The following is a 19,253-nucleotide window of genomic DNA, read 5'->3' as shown; positions in this document are numbered from 1 at the left end:
CGTCGAAGCAACAAAAATGCCCCGGACGATCCCAGGCGGGGCTCCTCGAACTACCGGAGCACCGCCGCGGGGGGCCGCGGGGCGCGCTTTCGGGCGGATCACCGCCGCTGCGACGGGACCGCCTGACCGGTGACCCGCCGCCCTGAGGGTGATCGGGTGGGAGTTCGAAAGCCTCCACTTGTGGGTCGGGCTCGCGAGTTGTGAGGCACACGTGTCCGACCGGTCGTTACATGAGGTTACCAGCAAGGGCCAGGAACGGCCAATTGGGGCGAGCCGGGGTCACGTGGGGTGCGCCCGCTCCCTGCGCCTATCGTGTGGGGCATGAGTGACACCCCTCCTGAGTCCCCCGACTTCGACGCCATGGCCCGTGACATCGCCGAGGTCCCGGCGGTCGAGGTGATCGTGACGGTCGCCGTCAACCTGATGAGCGCCGCCGCGGTGAAGCTCGGTCTGACCGAGGAGGGCGAGCAGCACAAGGACCTGGACGAGGCCCGCAAGCTGGTCCACGCCCTGGCCGGTCTGCTGGACGCGACGGCGACCGAGATCAGCTCCTTCCACGCGGCTCCCCTGCGCGACGGCCTGAAGTCGCTGCAGCTGGCGTTCCGCGAGGCCTCCCTCGTACCGGACGAGCCGGGCCAGGGACCGGGCGAGAAGTACACGGGGCCGGTGTACGGCTAGGGCCTCGCTCAGCGTACGAACAGGGGCTCGCCCGGTGGCGTGACCTCGGCCGGCAGCAGTGCCAGGTCGAGGCCGCGTACCAGGCGGGCCCTGAGTGTCTCGTCGGCGGCGAGCCGCTCCGCGACGGCCCGCGCGGCGTCGGCCGGTACCGCCGACGGGTCCAGCACCAGGGCGAGGGTGCCGTCGGCCTGCCCCGGCCCGAGGTGCGCCCGCACCACGGCGGGCTCGGCGGCCACGGCGTCCCGTACGGCACCCACCACCACCGGATCCGCGAGCGGGTCGGTGTTCGCGCGGCCCTCGGCGAGGGCGAGCAGCGCGGGACCCGTCAGCTCGAAGGGCACCGGCCCCGCCATGTCGAGCACGACCGTGTCCGCCTTCTCGTGCGCGGCGGCCCGCAGGGCCTGGTGCAGCGGTACGGCGACGGGGCGGGCCTGGGGGTCCCAGCGGGCGAGGGAGTCCGTGGAGGTGAAGGCGGGCAGGGCGGTGCGGTTACCTGCCTTGAGGGTGGGGACGGCCATGTCGCTGGTCTTCTCGCGGCGCAGTCCCCGCTCGTCCTCCTCGACCTCGCCGAGGACGGCCACGACGGGGACGAGCAGCCGGGCGCCCTTGAGGGCGGCCAGGACCGGACCCACGGCGCTCCGGTCCCCGGACCAGGCGGCGAGTGCCGCGCTCAGCCGGGGATCGGCGGAGCCGTCGTCGTCGGAGAAGCCGGAGTCCGGGATGTTCTTGTTCGCCACGCGTCGACCCTATCGGCCGGACGGTGCGCGCCCGGCAGTGGCTCAGTGGTCCTCGCCGCCGCTGCGGCGGCCCCGCCACAGGACGACCGCCGCGACCAGCAGGACGCCGCCGGCGCCACCCGCGAGGGGGGCGGCCCAGTCGGCGGTGTCGTCGCCGGAGACCTCGGTGTCCGGTCCGCTGCCGAAGTACTTCTCGCCGTAGGACGCCGACCTGAGGCCCTCGGGCTCGATCCGGCGCGCGGCCTCGATGGCGGCGGCCGGGTCGACGAAGCCGAAGCCGCGGGAGTCGTCGCGGCCGCCGGACGGGGCGTTGCGGGCGGTGTCCTCCAGCAGCGACTTGATCTGGGCCGGGGTGAGGCCGGGGTGGGCGGCCTTGACCAGGGCGGCGGCACCGGAGACGAAGGCGGCGGCGGCGCTGGTGCCCCAGCCCTCGTAGTACTTGTGGTCGGGGTCGGCGATGACGACGTCGACGCCGGGGGCGCTGACCGTGGCGTACCAGCGGCGGGTGGAGAAGGAGGCGCGGGTGCCGGCCCGGTCGACGGCGGTGGCGGCTATGACGCCGGGGTAGGCGGCCGGGTAGGAGATGTGGTCGCCCTTCTCACCGCCGTTCCCGGCGGAGGCGACGACGACCACGCCCTTCTCCAGCGCGTACTGGACGGCCTGGTCCTCGCTGGGCTCGGGGTGTGCCGAGGCCGAGTCGTCGCCGAGGGAGAGGTTGATGACGTCGGCGCCGTGGTCGGCGGCCCAGCGGATGCCCTCGGCGAGGGCGTTGCCGCGAGTGGAGCGGGCCTTGGCGCGGGAGGCGTCGCCGTCCTCCAGGATCACGCGGACCGGGAGGATCTTCGCCTCGGGGGCGATGCCCAGGACGCCGTCGGCGTTGCCGGGGCCGTGTCCATGGCCGGCGATGATGCCGGCCATGGCGGTGCCGTGCCGGGCCCAGGCGCGCTCCCCCGGTTCGGCTCCGAAGCCGACCAGGTCCTTGCCGGGCAGGACGTTGCCGGCCAGGTCGGGGTGGTCGGCCTCGACGCCGGTGTCCAGGACGGCGACGGTGATGCCCCGGCCCTTCGTGGTCTGCCAGGCCTGCTCGGTGTGCAGGGCGTCCAGGGCCCACTGCTGGGCGCGGATGCCGTCGGCGTACGCGGTGGCCGCCGGGAGGAGGACGAGGCCGGCGGTCAGCAGGACGCCGAGGGCGGCGGCCCTCCGGGACGGCCTGCGGGGGCGGGTGCCGGTGCCGGTGGGGGTGTGTGCGGCGTTCACGACGGCTGCTCCGAGGCCGAGCGGACGTTTCTGCGGAAGTCGCGTTCGACGCGGTCGGCCAGGCCCTGCGCCTCGTTGCCGAGGCCGGCCTGGGCGACGGCGGTGGTGGCGTCGGCCGCCACGGCGTCCACGGCGGGCTGGGGGTCGTCGACGGTACGGCCGTCGGCCCAGCCGGAGACGGCGTAGACGACGACCGGGGCCTCGGTGAGTACGGAGACGGTCCAGGAGGCGCGCTGCGGGGCGCCGAAGCCGGCGGCGGGTGTGCCCTTCGCGGCGTACGGCAGGGGCATCAGGTCGCTGCGGCGGTCCAGGCGTTCCTTGCGGAAACGGTTCGCGAGGGCGGTCATGCCGGGGGCGTCGGCCGTGGTGAAGAGCAGGCCGACGGTGGTCACGTGGCTCTCGGTGGCGTCGGTGTAGGTGGCGCGCAGGAGGCGTTCGCAGCCGACGGGGGCGAGGGCCTTGCGCAGCAGCGGGTCGAAGGCGTTCTTGCAGCCGCTGTCGGGGGCGACGGCGATACGGGTCCAGGTGCGGTCGGCTCCGCCGGGGCCGGCGCCCCGGCCCTCCACGGTGGGCGGGAACAGCTGGTCGACGGGGACGCTGTGCCAGAGGCTTCCGGCGGCGGCGAAGCTGCTGGGCGAGCCTTCCGCCCCGGAGTCGCCGACGAGCCAGCTGCCGGTGACCGCACCCGAGATGAGGCCCAGCCCGAGCACGAGGCAGACGGCTGCAGCTGCGGCCTGCGAGGCCCCGCGGCGGCCGAGCGGCCGGGGCCGGGCATCGCCGTCGTAGCCCTCGGGCTCGCCGAACGACACGAGCGGGCGGGTGGCGGACCAGGAGAGGGCGGGGTCGGGAACGACAGGGGTGGCGGACGCCATCTGCGGCCGGTGCGCGGGGCGGGGCGGGGCGGTGGGGCGCGGGGTCGTGGTCCCCGGCGCGGCGGCTTGGTCCGGCGCCGACGCCGACGCCGACGCGTGCTCGCCGGGTACGCCGGTCCGGCGCGGCGGCGGCAGCCGGAACGGCCGACCGCCCGTCTCCACCGGCGTCTCGACGAAAGCGTCCGCCCGCCCGGGAGCGGACAGCCGGAAGGGCCTCCCGGTGTTCTCCGACAGCTCCCGCTCCGACGCACCAGCCCGCCCCACGGGGCCGGGCGATCCCGCCGGGGGGAGGTGACGCGGACGCGGGGGAAGCCCAGCTGCCGGGGCGCTGGACGGCTTGTCCGAGGCGGGACGGGTCGCCCGGCTTGCGGCGGGCGCCGTGTCCGAGCCGGGGCGGGGCGCACGGTTCGCGGCAGGCGCCGTGTCCGAGCCGGGGCGGGTCCCCCGGTTGGCGGCAGCCGCCGTGTCCGAGCCGGGGCGGGGCGCAAGGCCTGTGGCGAAGGTCGTGTCCGAGTCGGGACGGGGTGCTCGGCCTGCGGTGGACGCCGCATCCGGGGCGGGGCGTGCGTCGCGGCCGGGTCCGGACGCGGTGGACGACTCGGGGCGGGCTTGACGGCCGACGCCGGGTGTCGTGTCCGACGCAGGGCGGCTCTGGTGGCCGAGGCCGGACGCCGAGTCCGACCCGGGACGGGCCTCGCGGCCGAGGCCGGACGCAGTGGAGGACTCAGGGCGGACCTGGCGGCCGGCCCCCGGAGCGGCGTCCGAACCCGGCCTGGCCTCGCGACCACTGCCTGACTCACTGAACGACCCACGACGTGTCCCACGCTCGACGCCAGACGCTGCGTCCGACTCAAGGCGGGCATCACGGCCGACGCCGGGCCCCGAGGACGACTCGGGGCGGCCCGGGCGACCGAAGCCGGACGTCGTATCCGACGCAGGGCGGGCATCGCCACCAGTACCGGACTCCCTGAACGACCCAGGACGTGTCCCACGGCCGACACCGGACGACGCCGTGTCCCACTCAGAGCGGGCCTCGCCACCGGCGCCGGAGTTCATGAGCGAACCGGAGCGGGCACCGCCACTGGCATCGGAGACCGTGGTGGGTTCAGCGGCGCCACTCCCTCGGCCCACCGTCGGTGGCGTGTCCGGGAAGCGGGTGGAAGCCCGGGGCGGGGGTGGTGCGGAGGCGTCCCCGGGGCGACCGGGTGCCGTCGGGTCCGAGAAGCGGGACGCCTCGGCCGGACCGGGGCGGCCAGGAGCCGTCGGGGGCACGAGACGAGGCGACTCAGCCGGACCGGAGCGGCCAGGAGCCGTCGGGGCCGAAAGGCGCGAGGCCTCCGTCGGACCGGGGCGACCAGGAGCCGTCGGGTCCGAAAGGCGCGAGGCCTCCGTCGGACCGGGTCGACCAGGAGCCGTCGGGGCCGCGAGGCGGGAGGCCTCGGTCGGGTCGGGGTGGCCGGGAGCTGTCGGGGGTGCGAGGTGGGGACGCGGGGCTGTGTTCAGGGGTGGGAAGCGGGGGTGGTTGGTCGGAGGGTCGGAGGGGGGTGCAGGGGGCGGGGGCGGGTCCACGGAGGCCGTGGGGTCCGTCGCCGGGGGGTGGGGTGGGCGGGGTGGGGTCGTGGGGCGCGGGGGGAAGGAGGCGCGTTGCGCTTCCGTGCTCATGCACCCCCCGTTTCCTCATGCCCGGGCCGTTCGTCCGGCGCGGGCCGGTGTCGTCCTGCCCGAGGCCCGGCACGGAATCGTCCCGGGCACACATACCCGTACGGACGTGGCGTCATCCCGGCTCAGATTCCCGGCCGGCGCCCTCCGCCGTACGTGCGCGTCACTCTACGGCTTGTTCCTGGGCGAACGGGAACCAGTCCGCGAGGCCGGGGCATCTGCCCGGAACGTCCCCCTACCCTGCGGTAATCCAGTCTGGCAGGCTGCGTTCATGACTGCGCGTGCCGCCGACCGGGCCCGTTACGACCGGGCCACCGCCCCTCTCGACGCCCCTCTAGCGATCGTGGACCTGGAGGCTTTCGACGCCAACGCCGCCGACCTGGTCCGCCGCGCCGGGGGCAAGCCGATCCGCGTCGCCAGCAAGTCCGTGCGCTGCCGGGCGCTGCTGGAGCGCGTCCTGGCCAGGGACGGCTTCGCGGGGATCATGTCCTTCACGCTCGCCGAGTCGCTGTGGCTGGCCCGCTCGGGGTTCGACGACGTACTGCTGGCCTACCCGTCCGCCGACCGTGCGGCCTACGCCGAACTCGCCGGTGATCCCAAGCTCGCCGCCGCCGTGACCGTCATGGTCGACGACGTCGCCCAGCTGGATCTGATCGACGCCGCCCGGGCCGGCGGGCGTGAAGTGGTGCGGGTGTGCCTGGAGTTGGACACCTCGTTGAAGCTGCTCGGCGGGCGGGTGCGGGTCGGGGCCCGGCGTTCGCCGCTGCACTCCCCCGCCCAGGTCGCCGACGTGGCGCGGGCGGTGGCCCGGCGGCCCGGCTTCGAGGTCGTGGGGATCATGGCGTACGAGGGGCATGTCGCCGGGGTCGGGGACGCGCTGGCCGGGCGTCCGCTGCGGTCCCGTGCGATCCGGCTGATGCAGGCCGCCGCGAAGCGTGAACTCGCCGAGCGGCGTGCGGAGGTGGTGCGCGCGGTACGGGCCGTCGTGCCGGGCCTGGAGTTCGTCAACGGCGGCGGCACCGGCTCGGTGCAGCACACGGCGGCCGAGGAGGCGGTGACCGAGATCGCCGCCGGGTCGGGGCTGTACGTGCCGCGTCTGTTCGACAACTACACGTCGTTCAGCGGACGTCCGGCGGCCCTGTTCGCCATGCCCGTGGTGCGTCGGCCCGGGGTGGGCGTAGTGACCGTGCTCGGTGGCGGTTACCCCGCCTCGGGTGCGGCCGGGGCCGACCGGTCACCCGTGCCGTACCTCCCGGAGGGGCTGCGCTACGACCCTCAGGAGGGCGCCGGTGAGGTGCAGACGCCGCTGCTCGGCTCGCCCGCCGACGATCTGCTGATCGGGGACAAGGTGTGGTTCCGGCACGCCAAGGCCGGTGAGCTGTGCGAGCGGTTCGACGCGCTGCACCTGGTCGAGGGCGACGCGGTGACGGCGACTGTGCCCACCTACCGCGGCGAGGGCCACACGTTCCTCTGAGGCACACGTTCCTCTGAGGCAGGGGGCCTCAGTCCGTCGGGCCGATGCTGCTGCCGACGCCGCCGCCGGTGTCCGCGTCGCCGAACGGGCGGATGCCCTTGGTGAGGCGGTCCATGTCGGCGAGCGGCGGTCCGTCCTCGCCGGCGTCGAAGACGTATCGGACGAGGACGGGTGACTCGGTGCCGGCGCTGGAGGGGAAGACGAGCGACTGGACGTAGCCGCCGGGTCCCTTGTCGGTCGTGACGCGCCAGCGCACCAGGTACCCGGCGCGGCCCGCCACCGCGACCGGCCCGGACCTGACGACCTGGTGCGACTTCAGGCCGCCGTACAGCTCGCGGCCGAGGCTGTCACGGTCGTAGGCCTCGTCGGCCGCCTCGGAGATGTCGGCCTTGGCGAGGGTCTCGGGGGACTTCTCGTCGTTCGCGGTCACCGTGCGGGAGAACACCATGCCGTGGCGGCACAGGCCCACGCCGGCGGGGCAGTCGTAGGTGCCGTCGGTCGTCATGACGACGTCGTCCTGGGCGACGTGCCGCGGGCGGACCCAGCCGTCGAGCAGCGGGAAGGTGACGCCGTTGAGCTGGTCCTCGACGACGGCGGGGTCGTCGGCGGACGGCTCGGAGGCGGACGCCTCGGGGGTGGACGCCTCGGGGGTCGGCTCCGGCGCGTCCGAAGAGGCCTCGACGGTGGACGTGGGGGCGGTCCTGGTCGTGGTGCCGTCGCCGTCGCCCCCGCCGAGGACGACGGCTCCGGTGACGATCGCCGCGACCAGGACGACGCCCGTGGCGGTCAGCACGACCGCCTTCGTCCGGCCCGAGCCGCCGCCCGGTGGCGGGGCGGCGGGGGCCTCGGGCGCACTGCGGTGCTCGGTCCAGGCCGTGCCGTCCCACCAGCGCTGCCGGTGCGGGGCGTGCGGGTCGGGGTACCAGCCGGGCGGCGGCGTCATGCTCATCCCGGCACTGTAGGGCGCGGCCCGGGCCGTGAGGGCACCCGCCTACAGGGGTGTGACGTACGCCCCCGCGATCCCGCCGTCGACCAGGAAGTCGGTGGCGTTCACGAAGGAGGAGTCGTCGCTGGCGAGGAAGGCCACGGCGGCGGCGATCTCCTCGGCCTCGGCGAACCGGCCCAGCGGGATGTGCACCAGACGGCGCGCGGCCCGCTCCGGGTCCTTGGCGAACAGCTCCTGGAGGAGGGGGGTGTTGACCGGGCCGGGGCACAGGGCGTTGACGCGGATGCCCTCGCGGGCGAACTGCACGCCCAGTTCACGGGACATGGCGAGGACGCCGCCCTTGGAGGCCGTGTAGGAGATCTGGGAGGTCGCCGCGCCCATGCGGGCGACGAAGGACGCGGTGTTGATGATCGAGCCCCGGCCCTGGCGCCGCATATAGGGGATGGCGGCCTTGCAGCAAAGGTAGACGGAGGTGAGGTTGACCTCCTGGACGCGCTTCCAGGCCTCCAGGCCGGTCTCCAGGATGGAGTCGTCGTCGGGCGGGGAGATGCCGGCGTTGTTGAAGGCGATGTCGACGCTGCCGTAGGTGTCGTAGGCGGTCTTGAAGAGGGCCTCGACCTGCTCGGGGTCGGTGACGTCGACCTTCACGAAGGTGCCGCCGGTCTCCTCGGCGGCGGCCTTGCCGCGGGCGTCGTCGACGTCGCCGCAGACGACGTGCGCGCCCTCGGAGGCGAGACGGCGGGCGGTGGCGAGTCCGATGCCGCTGCCGGCTCCGGTGACGACGGCGGTACGGCCGACCAGGCGGCGGCAGATGTTCTCCTGGGCAGTCACTGTGCGGGGCCCTCCGTGCTGATGAAGACGTTCTTGGTTTCGGTGAAGGCGGCCAGGGCGTCGGGGCCGAGCTCGCGGCCGACGCCGGACTGCTTGTAGCCGCCGAACGGGGTCCAGTAGCGGACGCTGGCGTGGGAGTTGACGGACAGGTTGCCCGCGCGCACGCCCTGGGAGACGCGCAGGGCGCGGCCGACGTCGCGGGTCCAGATGGAGCCGGAGAGGCCGTAGGGGGTGTCGTTGGCGAGGCGGATCGCGTCCTGCTCGTCGGTGAAGGGCAGCAGGACGGCGACGGGGCCGAAGATCTCCTCGCAGGCGGCGGGCGAGTCGGGGCTCTCGCCGGTGAGGACGGTGGGCGGGAACCAGAAGCCCGGTCCTTCGGGTGCGCTGCCGCGCAGGGCCGGGGCTCCGTCGGGCACGAAGCCGCGGACCCGGTCGAGCTGCTGCCGGGAGATCAGCGGGCCCATCTGGGTCTTCTCGTCGGCGGGGTCGCCCACCACCACGGCGGCCAGGGCCTCGGCGAGGTGCTCGCGGACCTCGTCGTAGACGGACTCCTGTACCAGGACGCGGGTGCGGGCGCAGCAGTCCTGGCCGGAGTTGTCGAGGAAGGAGAAGGGGTCGACGGCGGTCTTGAGGTCGGCGTCGGCGAAGACGATGTTGGGGCTCTTGCCGCCGAGTTCGAGGGTGACGGGCTTGACCTGCTCGGCGCCGAGGGCGGCGACGCGGGTCCCGGTCCGGGTGGAGCCGGTGAAGACGATCTTGGCGACGCCGGGGTGGCGGACCAGGGCGTCGCCCGTGATGTCGCCGCGTCCCGGCAGCACCTGGAAGAGGTGCTCGGGGAGCCCGGCCTCCAGGGCGAGTTCGGCGAGGCGCAGGGCGGTGAGCGGGGTGGTCTCGGCGGGCTTGAGGAGGACGGCGTTGCCGGCCGCGAGGGCGGGTGCGGTGCCCCAGGCGGCGATCGGCATGGGGAAGTTCCAGGGCGCGATCACGCCGACGACGCCGAGCGGTTCGAGGATCGTGACGTTCAGGCCGCCGGGCACGGGGATCTGCCGGCCGGTGAGCCGCTCCACTCCCCCGGCGGCGTAGTCCAGCAGGTCGCGGACGTTGCCGGCCTCCCAGCGGGCGTTGCCGATGAGGTGGCCTGCCTCGCGGACCTCCAGGCGGGCCAGTTCCTCCAGGTGCGTCTCGACGGTGGCGGCGAAGCGGCGCAGCAGCCGGGCGCGGTCGGCGGGGGCCAGGGCCGCCCAGATCCGCTGTGCCCGGGCGGCGTGGGTGACGGCCGCGTCGACGTCGGCCGGGCTCGCCCCGCCGACGGCGGCGACGACCTCCTCGGTCGCGGGGTTCAGTACTTCCAGAAGGTGCTCGGAAGACAAGAAGGACCTCACATGCGTTCGAAGGAGCGGCGCAGCTCCCAGTCGGTCACCGCGGCGTCGAAGGCGTCCAGTTCGACGCGCGCCATGTTGCGGTAGTGCGCGACGACCTCGTCGCCGAAGGCGGCCCGGGCGACGGTGCTGTTCTCCCAGAGCTCGGCGGCCTCGCGCAGGGTGGTGGGGACGTGGTCGAGGTCGGCGGCGTAGGCGTTGCCGGGGCAGGGCTCGGGCAGCTCCAGCTTCTGCTCGATGCCGTGCAGTCCGGCCGCGACCAGCCCGGCGACGGCGAGGTAGGGGTTGACGTCGCCGCCGGGCAGGCGGTTCTCGAAGCGCAGGGAGCGGCCGTGGCCGACCACGCGCAGCGCGCAGGTGCGGTTGTCCTGGCCCCAGGCGACGGCGGTCGGGGCGAAGGAGCCGGGCTGGAACCGCTTGTAGGAGTTGATGTTGGGGGCGTAGAGGAGGGAGAAGTCGCGCAGGGCGGCGAGCTGTCCGGCGAGGAAGTGGCGCATGACGTCCGACATGCCGCCTTCGCCGTCCCCGGCCATGGCGTTGCCGCCGTCGGCGTCGGCGAGCGAGAGGTGGATGTGGCAGGAGTTGCCCTCGCGCTCGTTGTACTTGGCCATGAAGGTGATCGACATGCCCTCCTGGGCGGCGATCTCCTTGGCGCCGGTCTTGTAGACGGAGTGCTGGTCGCAGGTGACCAGGGCTTCGTCGTAGCGGAAGGCGATCTCGTGCTGGCCGGGGTTGCACTCGCCCTTGGCGGACTCGACGGTGAGGCCGGCGGCGGCCATCTCGTTGCGGATGCGGCGCAGCAGGGGCTCGATGCGGCCGGTGCCGAGGACGGAGTAGTCGATGTTGTACTGGTTGGCCGGGGTCAGGCCTTTGTAGCCGGCGTCCCAGGCCTGTTCGTAGGTGTCCTTGAAGACGATGAACTCCAGCTCGGTGCCGACCTGGGCGGTGTAGCCGAGCTCGGCCAGGCGCTCCAGCTGGCGGCGCAGGATCTGGCGGGGGGCGGCGACGACCGGGCTGCCGTCGCTCCAGGCGAGGTCGGCGTGGAGCATGGCCGTGCCCTCGTTCCAGGGGACGCGGCGCAGGGTGGTGAGGTCGGGGTGCATGGCGAAGTCGCCGTAGCCGCGGTCCCAGGAGGACATGGCGTAGCCGTCGACGGTGTTCATCTCGGTGTCGACGGCGAGCAGGTAGTTGCAGCCCTCGGTGCCGTGCTGGAGGACCTCGTCGAGGAAGAAGCGTGCGGCGAACCGCTTGCCCTGGAGCCGCCCTTGCATGTCGGGGAAGGCCAGGACGACAGTGTCGATCTCACCGCCGGCGACGAGGGTGTGCAGTTCCTCGACGCTCAGCGGGGCTGTGCGGTCTGCCACGGGAAGGCCTCCTAGGCTCCTTGGATCCGCTGCCTGGATCCGCCGGGAGCCATAAGGTATTGCCGAGAACCATTGCTTGGGAAGGGGGTACGGCCACATGCCGGAGGAAGCTGGGGGCGGCGAGGTGGAGCGCGACGGGCTGACGCCGGTGCTGCGGCCGGTGCGCGCGGGCAACGGCTTCGAGGAGGCACTGGAGCAGATCCTCCAGGTCGTACGGCTGGGCCTGGTGCCGGGGGGCGAGCGGCTGCCCGCCGAACGGGAGCTGGCCGAGCGGCTGGGGATCAGCCGGGTGACGCTGCGCGAGGTGCTGAAGGTGCTCCAGGACCAGGGCCTCGTCGAGTCGCGGCGCGGCCGGTACGGCGGGACGTTCGTGCTGCCGCGCGCCGAGGCGGTCGGCGAGGACGAGCTGCGGCGCCGGGTCGCGGAGGTCGACATAGAGGACGTGCTGCGGTTCCGGGAGGTGCTGGAGGTGGGCGCGGCCGGGCTGTGCGCGGCGCACGGGCTGGAGGAGAAGCAGGCGGACCGGCTGCGCGAGGCCCTGGCGCGCACACACGACGCGCCGCTCGCCGACTACCGCCGGCTGGACACGCTGCTGCACCTCACGATCGCCGAGCTGTCCGGGTCCGCCACGCTCACCGCCCAGTACGCGGCCGTCCGCGCGAGGGTCAACGACCTGCTCGACTGCATCCCGCTGCTGGTGCGCAACCTGGAGCACTCGCAGCGCCAGCACACCGCCCTGGTGGAGGCGGTGATCGAGGGCGACGCCGACCAGGCGCGGGAGATCATGCGCGAGCACTGCGGGGGGACGGCGGCGCTGCTGCGGGGGTTCCTCGGCTGAGCCGGGCGGTGTCGTCGCGCGGTGAGGATTTACGGGCGATTGACGCACGGGTCTTGCCTTCCACCGGTCGGCACCGCAAAGGTATGGCCTCATTCCATTGAGCCCCAGCCCGCTCGACCCCGTGAACCGCCGCCGCCCCGTCGGGAGTCCGCTTATGTCCCAGGAACCCACCCTCACACCCGCCGCCCCGGAGGGCGACGACTATCTCGAACGCAGAGCGCTGCGCCGCGGCAGCGCCGGCTGGGTGCTGCTGACCGGCCTCGGCGTCGCCTACGTCGTCTCCGGCGACTACTCGGGCTGGAACTTCGGCCTGGCCGAGGGCGGCTTCGGAGGCCTGGCGATCGCCATGGTGCTCATGGGCGCGATGTACGCGTGCATGGTCTTCGCGCTCGCCGAGCTGTCCTCGATCCTGCCCACGGCGGGCGGCGGCTACGGCTTCGCCCGGCGGGCGCTCGGCCCGTGGGGCGGCTTCCTGACCGGTACGGCGATCCTCATCGAGTACGTCCTCGCGCCCGCCGCCATCGTCATCTTCATCGGCGACTACGTCGAGTCGCTGGGCCTGTTCGGGCTGGAGTCCGGCTGGCCGATGTACCTGGTCTGCTTCGCGATCTTCCTCGGCATCCACCTGTGGGGCGTCGGCGAGGCGCTGCGCTTCAGCTTCGTCGTCACCGGCATCGCGGTCGCCGCCCTGATCGTGTTCGCGCTGGCTGCACTGCCCGACTTCTCCTTCGCGTCGCTGGACGACATCCCGGTCGACTCCTCCGCCGCGGGCTCCAGCTCCTGGCTGCCGTTCGGCCTGCTCGGGATCTGGGCGGCGTTTCCGTTCGGCATGTGGTTCTTCCTGGGCGTCGAGGGCGTGCCGCTGGCGGCCGAGGAGACCAAGGAACCGGCCCGCACGCTGCCGAAGGCCATCCGCTGGTCGATGGGCATCCTGGTGGTGCTGGCGGTGGTCACGTTCTTCGCGGCGGCTGGGGCACGCGGTTCCGCCGCGATCCAGGACGCGGGCAACCCGCTGGTCGAGGCGCTCCAGCCGAACGGCGAGGCGACGACCCTGAGCCGGATCGTCAACTACGCGGGCCTGGCCGGTCTGGTGGCGTCCTTCTTCTCCCTGATCTACGCCGGTTCGCGCCAGCTGTTCGCCCTGTCCCGGGCGGGCTATCTGCCCCGCTTCCTGTCGCTGACCAGCGGCCGCAAGGCGCCCTACCTGGGCCTGCTGGTCCCCGGCACGATCGGCTTCCTGCTGGCGGCGATCTCCGGCAACGGCGCGCGGATGCTGAACATCGCCGTCTTCGGCGCGACCATCTCCTACGCGCTGATGTCCCTGTCGCACATCGTGCTGCGCCGCAGGGAGCCGGAGCTGGAGCGGCCGTACCGCACGCCGGGCGGGGTGGTGACGTCGTCGGTCGCCCTGGTGCTGGCGTGCGCCGCGCTGGTGGCGACCTTCCTGGTGGACGTGACGGCGGCGCTGATCGCCCTCCTGGTGTACGCCGTGGCCGTCGCCTACTTCGGCCTGTACAGCCGCAAGCACCTGGTGGCGAAGGCGCCGGAGGAGGAGTTCGCGGCGCTGGCGGCGGCCGAGGCAGAGTTGGCAAGGGACTGAGTGGTTCGACCGTGAGGGAGTTGTCGTGGGCAGGCCGTTGATCGGGGTCAGCACCTATCTGGAGACCGGTGCGCGCTGGGGCGTGTGGGAGCTGGAGGCCGCCCTGCTGCCGGTCGGCTACCCCCGGCTGGTGCAGCGGGCCGGCGGTCTGGCCGCGATGCTGCCGCCGGACGACACGCGGCACGCCGCGGAGGCCGTGGCCCGGCTGGACGGGCTGGTCATTGCGGGCGGCCCGGATGTCGAGCCGGTGCGCTACGGCGCGGAACGCGAGCCCCGGACCGGGCCGCCCGCGCCGGAGCGGGACGCCTGGGAACTGGCGCTGATCGAGGCGGCCCTGGCGGCCCGGGTGCCGCTGCTGGGGATCTGCCGGGGCATGCAGCTGCTGAACGTCGCCCTCGGGGGGACGCTCGTACAGCACATCGACGGCCACGCCGAGACGGTCGGCGTCTTCGGCGGACATACGGTGAAGCCGGTGCCGGGCAGTCTGTACGCCGGTGTGGTCCCGGAGGAGACGTTCGTGCCGACGTACCACCACCAGGCCGTGGACCGCCTGGGCGAGGGTCTGATCCCCTCGGCCTACGCGGCCGACGGCACGGTGGAGGCGGTGGAACTGCCCTCCGCCGACTGGGTACTCGGCGTGCAGTGGCATCCGGAGATGGGCGAGGACGTGCGGGTGATGGGGGCGCTGGTGAACGCGGCGACAAGAAGCTGACCCCAGCAATTCAGCCCGTCCGGCGTTTGAGGAAGAGGCCGTTCAGGCCGAAGCGGGGGTCTGGGGGCGCAACCCCCGGCCGGGGTCGAAGGGGCGGCGCCCCTGGGGATGGGACGGGTAGGGGCGGCGGGGGCGAGACCCTACCCTCGCGTCAGCGACAGCAGATCCCGCGCCGGGCCCGTCGGCCGGTGCCCCGTCGGCCACACCGCCCTCAGATCCCGCGCCAGGGCCACCCCCTCCACCGGCACCGACACCAGCCGCCGCATGGCCAGCTCCTCCCCCACCGCCAGCTCACTGAGCACCGCCGGGCCCGCCCCGCTCACCACCGCCGCCTTCACCGCCGTGGTCGAGGACAACTCGATCAGCGGGCGGGCCAGCCCACCCAGCGCCGCGTCCAGCACCTGCCGGGTCCCCGACCCCTTCTCGCGGAGGATCAACGGCGTCGACGCCAGTTCATCCGCCGCCAGCGACCGCCGCCGCCGGGCCCACGCATGCCCCGGCGCGGTCACCACGATCAGCCGGTCATGGGCGATGACCGCGGAGTCGAGGCCGGCCGGCACCGAGAGCCCCTCCACGAACCCCAGATCCGCCTCGTCCGACAGCAGCCGCTCGGCCACCGCCGTCGAGTTCCCCGCGTGCAGGGACACCGCCGTATCGGGCCGCTGCGCGCGCAGCGCGAGGAGCCAGCCCGGCAGCAGATACTCCGCGATGGTCATGCTGGCCGCGACCCGCAACCGCGAGTCACGCCGGTCGCGCAGCGCCTGGGCACCCGCGTCGAACGCCTCCGCCGCCTCCACGATCCGCCGCGCCCAGTCCGTCACCAGCGCCCCGGCGTCCGTCAGCCGGGACCCGCGCGGCGACCGGTCGACCAGCGCCACGCCGAGCTGCCGCTCCATCGACCGGATCCGGCTGCTGGCCGCGGGCTGGGTGATGCCGAGCTCCCGCGCCGCGCCGCCGAGGCTGCCCAGGCGCGCCACCGCCAGCAGCAGCTCCAGGGCGCCCAGATCCGGCACCCGGTGTGCCACGGAACCGGTGGCGGCCGGCCCGGTCTGCTCATCCGCGTTGCTCATAAACCCAGCTTATGCCGCCATAGGGGCAAGATCCCTGGTCGTGCGCCTCCCCAGGCCCCACCGTGGAGTCCATGGTCACCGCAGCCCGGCCCCGCGCGTATCCGCTCTCCGTCCGCCACCTCGGACCCAACTGGTACGCCACCGTCATGGGCACCGCCGTCGTCGCCACCGCCGGAGGCGCCCTCGCACCGCACGTCCCGGGACTGCGCGGCGTGCTCGCGGCCGTCTGGGCGCTCTCGCTCGCGCTGCTGGTGACGCTGCTCGGCGCGCGGGCCGTGCACTGGGCCCGCCACCGGGACCAGGCCCGCTCCCACCTCCTCGACCCGGCCGCGGCCCCCTTCTACGGCTGTCTGGCCATGGCCCTGCTCGCCGCGGGCGGCGGTGCCCTCACCGTGGGCCGGGACTGGATCGGGCTGCGGGCGGCCGTGGCGCTCGACGCGGTGCTGTTCACCGCCGGCACGGTTCTCGGACTCGCCGCGGCGGTCGTGGTGCCGTATCTGATGGCCGTACGGCATCGGGTGGAGCCGGGGCAGGTCACGCCCGTCTGGCTGCTGCCGCTCGTCGCGCCCATGGTGTCGGCCGCGGTCGGACCGTCGCTGGTGCCGCACCTGCCGCCCGGCCAGGCTCGGCAGACGCTGCTGCTCGGCTGTTTCGCGCTGTTCGGGCTCAGTCTGCTCGCGACCCTGGTCATGCTTCCCCTGGTCTTCGCCCGGTCGCTGACCGGCGGGCCGCTGCCCCTGGCCCTCACCCCGACCCTGTTCCTGGTGCTGGGCCCGCTCGGGCAGTCCACCACCGCCGTCGGCGCCTTCGCGGACGTCGCCCCGGGGGTCGTACCGGCGCCGTACAGCGAGGGTTTCGGCGCCCTCGCCGTGCTCTACGGCGTGCCCGTCATGGGGTTCGCGCTGCTGTGGTTCTGCCTGGCCGGCGCCCATGTCGTCCGGGCGCGGCGGCACGGGATGGGGTTCTCGATGACCTGGTGGTCGTTCACCTTCCCGGTCGGCACCTGTGTCACGGGCGCCGAGGCGCTGGCCCGGCACACCGGGCTCGTCGCGTACGCGGGCCCGGCGGTCCTGCTCTACGCGGTGCTGGTCGCGGCGTGGGGCACGGCCGTGGTGGGCACCGTGCGCGGGGTGCTCAGGGGCGAGCTGCTCGCAGCGCCCCGCCCAGCACCCGCGGCGCTTCGGCCAGTGACGGCCCGTACCACGTCAGGTGCCGTCCGCTGACGAGCGCGCAGGGCAGGCCGGGGAAGGCCTCGGGGCCGTCGTCGGCGGTGAAGCGGTACGGCTCGTCCGGCAGGACCACCAGGTCCGGCGCCGAGGCGCGCAGCTCCTCCAGCGGGACGCGCGGGTAGCGGTCGGGGTGCTCGGCGTGCACGTGGTCGACGCCGAGGCGGGCGAGGACGTCACCGGCGAAGGTGTCGCGGCCCAGGACCATCCACGGCCGGCGCCAGATCGGTACGACGGCCGTGCGCCGCGTCCCGGGCTCGGGCAGGGACGACCAGCTCCGCTCCGCCTCGTCGAGCCAGCGCGGCCGGGCCGCCACCCCGCAGGCGTCCAGCACCCGGGCCAGTTCCCGGAAGGCCTGCGGCACGTCACGGATCTCCGTCACCAGGACCTGGGCGCCCGCGTCCCGCAGCGCCGCGAGGTCGGGTGCGCGGTTCTCCTCCTCGTTGGCGATCACCAGGTCGGGCGCGAGGGAGAGGATCCGGTGGGTGTCGGGGTTCTTGGTGCCGCCGACGCGTACGGCGTCGAGGCCGGGGGGATGCGTGCACCAGTCGGTGGCGCCGACGAGGGCCGCGGGCGCCGAGTGGGCCACGGCCTCGGTCAGCGAGGGGACCAGCGAGACGACCCTCACCGGCGAGGCCGGTCCCGGACCGCCTCGATGTGCTCCGCCACGGCGACGACGACCACGCGGGTGTCCGACTCCGTCGCCCGCCAGCGGTGCCGTACGCCACCGGTCAGGTACAGCGTGTCGCCACGGCCCAGACGGTAGGCGCGCCCCTCCGCCTCGATCTCCACCGCGCCGTCGGCGACGTACATCAACTGGTCGTTGCGGTACTGGAATTCACGGCCCGCGTCATGATCGCCGGTGAACTCCGAGGCATGCATCTGGTGGTGGCCGCGGACCAGGGAGCGCGTCCGGGGCTCGGGCTGCGGGTCGGTGCCGTCGGCGCGGACGACGTCCACGCTGCACGCCGGGTCGGCCGCGGCGAGGAGTTCGACGGCGGTGGTGCGCAGGGCGTCGGCGACCTTCTCCAGGGAGCTGGTGCTGGGCCGGGCCCTGTCGTTCTCGATCTGGCTCAGGAACGGGACGGACAGGCCGCTGCGCGCGGCCACGACGGCAAGGGTGAGCTCCAGGGCGCGGCGCCGCCGGCGCACGGCCGCGCCCACCCGAAGGGGTTGCTCTTTGTGGTCGCCCATCGCTCCGGCTCCCTCCTTCGCCCGTCGATCCGCTCCCCGTGCGGCGGTGTCCCGGCGCACTGCTCCTTGTTGAGTTGTCTGCACCCTACGCACGTTCGGCAAACCGTTTCATGCGCCCGTCACACGCGTTCACAGAGCGTGCACCCGGATCTCACCGCTCTCAGCGACCGGCGGGGCAAGAGCCGCGGGAGTCCGGCAGGAGCACTGTGGGCGGGCCGCCAGAGTACGCCTGTTCGCGATGGTGCGGTTGTGCGCGGCAGGTTTTCGCGGCCCCCTCGGATGACCCCATGGTGACACCGTGGATGGCAGCGATGTCGGGCCATCGGTGCCGCGCAGGCGACGGGTTGACTCACTGTGATTGGCTGGATTCTTTTCGTGGTGGCGCGTCTCCACGAGAATCACGCATCAATGAAGTGGGCCCTGCCTGGAGGCGGGGCCCACTTCGTCATCCACGTCCCGGCACAGCGGCCCGGTACGCGTCTCGTTGTCTGACGCGCGTCAGGACGCCTTGGAGGACATGGCCGGTCCGGCGTCCCCGTTGAACAGGGGCGTGTTGCCCTCGAACTCGATCCCACGGAACGTGATCGTGGCGCTCTCGGGGATGGTGTCGGCCCAACTGCACTTGGTCCAGCCGGCGGCCTTGCCCAAGTAGTCGTGGCATTCGTAGTCCCACACATCGCTGTCACCGTTGCCGAAGCCCCAGCCACCGACGGCGTGATGACCATCGGCCTGCTCGTCCCGCACCCAGATGACGTCACCCGACTTCTGGAAACAGGTGGTGACTCCCTTACCCACCGAGCAGGGGATGCCGCCCGGCGGGGAAGCGGCGTCCTTGGCCGTTTGCTTGACGGACTCGGTCGCGAGCGCGGGGGCGGTCGCCAGGACGGCCGCGGTCACCACCGCGCCGACCACCGTCCCGATCCTTCGGTACATCATTGCTGCACTCCTCGGGTGGGGCGGGTCAGGACGTGGGAGAGATCGTCTGCGGGCTCGCCCCGCCCGAGACGATGCGGCCGCCCTCCATGGTCATGGGCCAGAAGGTGATGTTGGTGTGTTCCGCGATGACGTCGGCGAGTCCGTCACACACGGTCCAGCCCGCGGCCTTGCCCGAATAGTCGTGACAGGTGTGGTCATCGCTTGCGCTCTGGCCACTCGTCCACCACTGGACGGCGGCGTGATGCCCGTCGTCGCGGGTGTCCCGGACCCATATGGCATCACCGTTCTTGACGTAACAGCCCTCGGCCCACCCGCCCAGGGAGCAGGCCGCCCCGGCCGGCGGTCCACCGGCCACGTTCCGGGCCGTGTAGCCGCTTGCGCCGAATGCGGTACCCGCCGTCAGAACAGCTGCGAAAAAGGCAGCGCTCACTACGGTCGCAGACTTCTTCAAAAGATCCCCCTTCATTTCCTCCGCGCGGG

At 73.6% G+C, this 19,253-nt stretch carries 18 protein-coding genes; 6 read left to right on the top strand and 12 right to left on the bottom strand.

Features of this window, described 5'->3' with window-relative positions; all coding sequences use genetic code 11:
- Positions 1–321: 321 nt before the first annotated feature.
- Positions 322–678, top strand: coding sequence for a DUF1844 domain-containing protein (locus tag ACFZDE_RS29420; protein ID WP_030848736.1), 357 nt, complete (start codon positions 322–324; stop codon positions 676–678).
- An 8-nt stretch (positions 679–686) separates the two neighbouring features.
- Here ACFZDE_RS29420 and ACFZDE_RS29415 read toward each other — a convergent pair whose 3' ends face one another.
- From ACFZDE_RS29415 to ACFZDE_RS29405, 3 genes are read right to left on the bottom strand one after another with little or no spacing between them, the layout of a single operon-like run.
- The gene (locus ACFZDE_RS29415; protein ID WP_391204818.1) at positions 687–1,415 is read right to left on the bottom strand and encodes an SseB family protein; all 729 of its coding nucleotides are present in this window, start codon (positions 1,413–1,415) and stop codon (positions 687–689) included.
- A 42-nt stretch (positions 1,416–1,457) separates the two neighbouring features.
- Complete coding sequence (gene mycP, locus ACFZDE_RS29410) at positions 1,458–2,672, bottom strand: type VII secretion-associated serine protease mycosin (RefSeq protein ID WP_391002496.1); 1,215 nt, start codon at positions 2,670–2,672, stop codon at positions 1,458–1,460.
- The gene (locus ACFZDE_RS29405) at positions 2,669–3,481 is read right to left on the bottom strand and encodes a hypothetical protein (protein ID WP_391205048.1); all 813 of its coding nucleotides are present in this window, start codon (positions 3,479–3,481) and stop codon (positions 2,669–2,671) included. The genes mycP and ACFZDE_RS29405 overlap by 4 nt, the downstream gene beginning before the upstream one ends.
- 1,993 nt (positions 3,482–5,474) lie before the next feature.
- Here ACFZDE_RS29405 and ACFZDE_RS29400 point away from each other — a divergent pair.
- Positions 5,475–6,677 carry an alanine racemase gene (locus ACFZDE_RS29400; protein WP_391002498.1) on the top strand — a complete coding sequence of 401 codons (1,203 nt, stop codon included), beginning with the start codon at positions 5,475–5,477 and terminating at the stop codon, positions 6,675–6,677.
- Positions 6,678–6,705: 28 nt separating this feature from the next.
- On the opposite strand, the gene ACFZDE_RS29395 is transcribed toward ACFZDE_RS29400, so the two are convergent.
- From ACFZDE_RS29395 to ACFZDE_RS29380, 4 genes are read right to left on the bottom strand one after another with little or no spacing between them, the layout of a single operon-like run.
- A complete protein-coding gene (locus ACFZDE_RS29395) occupies positions 6,706–7,620 on the bottom strand; it encodes a DUF2510 domain-containing protein (protein ID WP_391205042.1) in 915 nt (304 codons plus the stop codon).
- A 48-nt stretch (positions 7,621–7,668) separates the two neighbouring features.
- Complete coding sequence (locus tag ACFZDE_RS29390) at positions 7,669–8,454, bottom strand: 3-oxoacyl-ACP reductase (RefSeq protein WP_391002500.1); 786 nt, start codon at positions 8,452–8,454, stop codon at positions 7,669–7,671.
- Positions 8,451–9,824, bottom strand: a complete 1,374-nt coding sequence (locus tag ACFZDE_RS29385; RefSeq protein ID WP_391204815.1) for an aldehyde dehydrogenase family protein — start codon at positions 9,822–9,824, stop codon at positions 8,451–8,453. The genes ACFZDE_RS29390 and ACFZDE_RS29385 overlap by 4 nt, the downstream gene beginning before the upstream one ends.
- Before the next feature lie 8 nt (positions 9,825–9,832).
- Positions 9,833–11,197, bottom strand: coding sequence for a glutamine synthetase family protein (locus tag ACFZDE_RS29380; protein WP_391204812.1), 1,365 nt, complete (start codon positions 11,195–11,197; stop codon positions 9,833–9,835).
- A gap of 97 nt (positions 11,198–11,294) precedes the next feature.
- Between ACFZDE_RS29380 and ACFZDE_RS29375 the strand changes: the two genes are divergently transcribed.
- The 3 genes from ACFZDE_RS29375 (at position 11,295) to ACFZDE_RS29365 (ending at position 14,347) form a co-directional block, all read left to right on the top strand.
- Positions 11,295–12,035: an FCD domain-containing protein gene (locus ACFZDE_RS29375; protein ID WP_391002506.1), complete on the top strand. Its 741-nt coding sequence runs from the start codon at positions 11,295–11,297 to the stop codon at positions 12,033–12,035.
- 154 nt (positions 12,036–12,189) lie between these two features.
- Positions 12,190–13,635: an ethanolamine permease gene (gene eat / locus ACFZDE_RS29370; RefSeq protein ID WP_391204809.1), complete on the top strand. Its 1,446-nt coding sequence runs from the start codon at positions 12,190–12,192 to the stop codon at positions 13,633–13,635.
- 37 nt (positions 13,636–13,672) lie between these two features.
- A complete protein-coding gene (locus tag ACFZDE_RS29365) occupies positions 13,673–14,347 on the top strand; it encodes a gamma-glutamyl-gamma-aminobutyrate hydrolase family protein (protein WP_391205039.1) in 675 nt (224 codons plus the stop codon).
- A gap of 140 nt (positions 14,348–14,487) precedes the next feature.
- On the opposite strand, the gene ACFZDE_RS29360 is transcribed toward ACFZDE_RS29365, so the two are convergent.
- Complete coding sequence (locus ACFZDE_RS29360; protein WP_391204806.1) at positions 14,488–15,417, bottom strand: LysR substrate-binding domain-containing protein; 930 nt, start codon at positions 15,415–15,417, stop codon at positions 14,488–14,490.
- Positions 15,418–15,488: 71 nt separating this feature from the next.
- On the opposite strand from ACFZDE_RS29360, the gene ACFZDE_RS29355 reads away from it, so the two are divergent.
- The gene (locus ACFZDE_RS29355; protein WP_391204803.1) at positions 15,489–16,640 is read left to right on the top strand and encodes a TDT family transporter; all 1,152 of its coding nucleotides are present in this window, start codon (positions 15,489–15,491) and stop codon (positions 16,638–16,640) included.
- Here the strand turns inward: ACFZDE_RS29355 and ACFZDE_RS29350 are convergent.
- The 4 genes from ACFZDE_RS29350 to ACFZDE_RS29335 form a co-directional block, all read right to left on the bottom strand.
- A complete protein-coding gene (locus ACFZDE_RS29350; RefSeq protein WP_391002514.1) occupies positions 16,552–17,271 on the bottom strand; it encodes a helical backbone metal receptor in 720 nt (239 codons plus the stop codon). The genes ACFZDE_RS29355 and ACFZDE_RS29350 overlap by 89 nt on opposite strands.
- The gene (locus tag ACFZDE_RS29345; RefSeq protein ID WP_391002516.1) at positions 17,268–17,837 is read right to left on the bottom strand and encodes a helix-turn-helix domain-containing protein; all 570 of its coding nucleotides are present in this window, start codon (positions 17,835–17,837) and stop codon (positions 17,268–17,270) included. Before ACFZDE_RS29345 ends, ACFZDE_RS29350 begins: the two co-directional genes overlap by 4 nt.
- Positions 17,838–18,335: 498 nt before the next feature.
- Positions 18,336–18,773, bottom strand: a complete 438-nt coding sequence (locus tag ACFZDE_RS29340) for a hypothetical protein (RefSeq protein ID WP_298565825.1) — start codon at positions 18,771–18,773, stop codon at positions 18,336–18,338.
- Positions 18,774–18,798: 25 nt separating this feature from the next.
- Positions 18,799–19,128, bottom strand: coding sequence for a hypothetical protein (locus ACFZDE_RS29335; protein ID WP_298565828.1), 330 nt, complete (start codon positions 19,126–19,128; stop codon positions 18,799–18,801).
- Between the last annotated feature and the right edge of the window lie 125 nt (positions 19,129–19,253).

It is taken from the genome of Streptomyces sp. NPDC007929 (assembly GCF_042959065.1).
In the GTDB taxonomy this organism is placed as follows: Bacteria; Actinomycetota; Actinomycetes; order Streptomycetales; family Streptomycetaceae; genus Streptomyces.
The sequence above is the reverse complement of the archived record's forward strand: the minus strand, read 5'-3'. Positions and strand labels throughout refer to the sequence as shown.